Here is a 2,644-nt window from a genome sequence, read left to right as displayed (position 1 = left end):
AGAAGAGATCAACTCCCATGAACTGAAAATATAAAAACGCCAAAATACAAAATGAAATTCTAGCCTTCATATTTGCTTAATTTACTCGGCAGCAGTTTCTTCAGTTGATTCTGACGAAGTTTCTTCTGCGGATGTTAAACCTTTTGCTTGTAAAATATTATACCAGTTAAAAACTTTTTTAATGTCTGAAAGATACACGCGGTCGCGGTCGTAATCTGGAACGATTTCTGCAAAATATGCAACCAAAACAGACTCCGATTCTTTATGCGAAGGCGCTGGACCACCGTTTTCCTTTTCAACAATCGCTTCAAAGATTTCTTTAAGCGGTTTTTCTTTACTGTCGGTATATACCGATATTTCCGATAGTAAACTTACGTTATTGCGCAAGCCTACGGTAACTTTCTTTCCATCTGTGAGCGATTCGGCAACGAATCCGCTACGCGTTTGCATTTTAAGTGCGAATAATCCTGGTTTTCCTGATATGGCTAATATTTTTTCTAAGTTCATTTTTAAAAATTTGAGTGGCAAATATAAACGGATTATCGAATTTCAAGGTTGGCTTTGCCTTACTTTTTGAGTTTGGCATAACGCATTCGGTACTCTGGACGAGTCTTTCCTGTGCGTATGTTTTCCAATTTATTCTTAATCAATTGTTTGCGCAATCCCGTTACACGATCGGTAAAAAGAATTCCTTCGATGTGATCGTACTCGTGTTGAATAACTCGCGCTGCTAGTCCGGTGAAACGTTCGGTTTGCAACACAAAATTCTCGTCTTGAAAAGTCACAGTAATATCGGGATGACGCCACACGTTTTCACGCACATCGGGAATCGACAAGCAACCTTCGTTAAATTCCCAAAGTTCGCCGGTTTCTTCAATGATTTGTGGATTAATAAATACGCGTTTAAACGTGCTTAAAAACTTTCGTTCTTCTGGGGATTTAGCTTCATCGTCGGCAAAGGGAGCAGCATCGATTACGAATAGTCGCTTTGAAATACCGATTTGCGGCGCGGCTAACCCAACTCCGTATGCATTATACATGGTATCGAACATGTTCTGAATCAGTTCTTTGAGATGCGGATAGCTGGCATCTAATGGTTCTGCTACTTCGCGTAAAACAGGATCTCCGTAAGCAACTATTGGTAATATCATGGTAATTCTCTTGCTTTTTCGACGGCAAAGGTAGTGAATTCGACTGGTTTTGCTAGTACTAGCTTAGTTCGTCGTACTGTTAAAAGCGTTTATGAATTTGCGTAAAAAACTACCGTTCGATAAAAGCGGATCAACGAGATAAATAAATCAAAATTTACGGAAAAACCGTAATCAATATTTGAAAACAGTTACTAATTTCGCTTCGTACTCGACTACAAAACGCTCACAGTCAATCGAAAAAACTTTAAAACGAAGTTTGGTAAAAACTGCTTCAGAGCATCACCCTATTTTCTATAATGCAAATAATCTTGAAGTATGATCGCTGCTGCAATCTTGTCTACTGTGCCTTTGTCGCGACGTTTTTGTTTCGAAATTCCGCTATCAATCATCGTTTGGAATGCCATTTTGGAACTAAAACGCTCGTCGATGCGAACCACGGCTATGGCGGGAAACTCTTGCTGGAATTTTGCGATAAATTGGTTTATTGCGGCAGCAATTTGCGAATCGGAACCGTCGAAACGTTTAGGCTCGCCAACAAGTAAGGTTTCAACGACTTCGGTTTGGAAATACTTCGTGAGAAAAGGAAACAATTCCTTGGTATCGACAGTTGTTAGCGGCGAAGCAATGAGTTGCAGCTCGTCGGTAACAGCGATACCGCAGCGTTTGCCTCCGTAATCGATTGCCAAAATGCGTTTTTTCATGCTGCAAAGATGCGAAAGTATGCGACATAGATGAAATGAAATCCTTACGAAAGTGCTGTAATTGCACTTATGGGAATCGGTCAACGAACTGAAACGACAAAGGCAAGAAGCAGTCGGTAAGCCGTGGCAGGTAAAATGAGTTTTAAAAACGATTTTTTTAGATAATTCTCAGTATTTTTGCATGCTTTTTTTGGGCAACGATTTTCGCGTTAGGGATGGCAGTGGAAAGCCTTTTTTGGGCTGAGCGGCCAAGCTGGGAAAAGCCCAAAAAAGCTTGTAACGTACAGCCCGACCCGGCTTTGCTCGGACTGCGCTGGGAAATGCCGGGTAACGCCCAAATAAAAAAATGAATTCTAAAAAAGTTGCTTTTTACACGCTTGGCTGCAAGCTGAACTTCTCGGAAACTTCGACTATTGCGCGCAGTTTTACGCAGGAAGGTTTTGACCGTGTCGATTTCGAGGAAGTAGCTGATATATACGTCATTAACACTTGTTCGGTAACGGAAAATGCCGACAAACAGTTCAAGCAAATTGTTCGTAAAGCGCAAAAGCTTAATCCAACTGCGTTTGTAGCAGCAGTAGGTTGTTACGCGCAGCTAAAACCAGAGGAATTGGCGGCTGTAGATGGTGTTGATTTGGTTTTGGGGGCAACAGAAAAGTTTAAAATTACCGATTACTTAAACGATTTATCGAAAAACGATCGGGGTGAAATACATTCGTGTGAGATATCGGAAGCCGACTTTTACGTAGGCTCCTACTCTATTGGCGATCGTACGCGGGCATTTCTTAAAGT

General features: G+C 41.2%; 3 protein-coding genes and 1 pseudogene. 1 reads left to right on the top strand and 3 read right to left on the bottom strand.

Annotated elements, in window-relative coordinates:
* Positions 1-81: 81 nt before the first annotated feature.
* The 3 genes from ACOVQQ_RS09375 to ruvX form a co-directional block, all read right to left on the bottom strand.
* Positions 82-507: a DUF5606 domain-containing protein gene (locus ACOVQQ_RS09375; protein ID WP_421817969.1), complete on the bottom strand. Its 426-nt coding sequence runs from the start codon at positions 505-507 to the stop codon at positions 82-84.
* Positions 508-566: 59 nt separating this feature from the next.
* A complete protein-coding gene (def, locus tag ACOVQQ_RS09370) occupies positions 567-1,151 on the bottom strand; it encodes a peptide deformylase (RefSeq protein WP_094484860.1) in 585 nt (194 codons plus the stop codon).
* A gap of 284 nt (positions 1,152-1,435) precedes the next feature.
* Entirely contained in the window at positions 1,436-1,852 is a 417-nt protein-coding gene (ruvX, locus tag ACOVQQ_RS09365) for a Holliday junction resolvase RuvX (protein WP_421817968.1), read from the bottom strand.
* A 346-nt stretch (positions 1,853-2,198) separates the two neighbouring features.
* On the opposite strand from ruvX, the pseudogene ACOVQQ_RS09360 reads away from it, so the two are divergent.
* Positions 2,199-2,644: pseudogene (locus ACOVQQ_RS09360) on the top strand (tRNA (N(6)-L-threonylcarbamoyladenosine(37)-C(2))-methylthiotransferase MtaB); the annotation flags it as partial.

Origin of the sequence: Flavobacterium sp. (genome assembly GCF_049240005.1) — a bacterium.
Lineage (GTDB): Bacteria > Bacteroidota > Bacteroidia > Flavobacteriales > Flavobacteriaceae > Flavobacterium.
This window is presented reverse-complemented; position numbering and strand designations above follow the sequence as displayed.

What these genes read in the sequence shown, in the direction of transcription:
- ACOVQQ_RS09375 (WP_421817969.1), bottom strand. Translation starts at nt 507, where the DNA reads ATGAACTTAGAAAAAATATTAGCCATATCAGGAAAACCAGGATTATTC.
- def (WP_094484860.1), bottom strand. Translation starts at nt 1,151, where the DNA reads ATGATATTACCAATAGTTGCTTACGGAGATCCTGTTTTACGCGAAGTA.
- ruvX (WP_421817968.1), bottom strand. Translation starts at nt 1,852, where the DNA reads ATGAAAAAACGCATTTTGGCAATCGATTACGGAGGCAAACGCTGCGGT.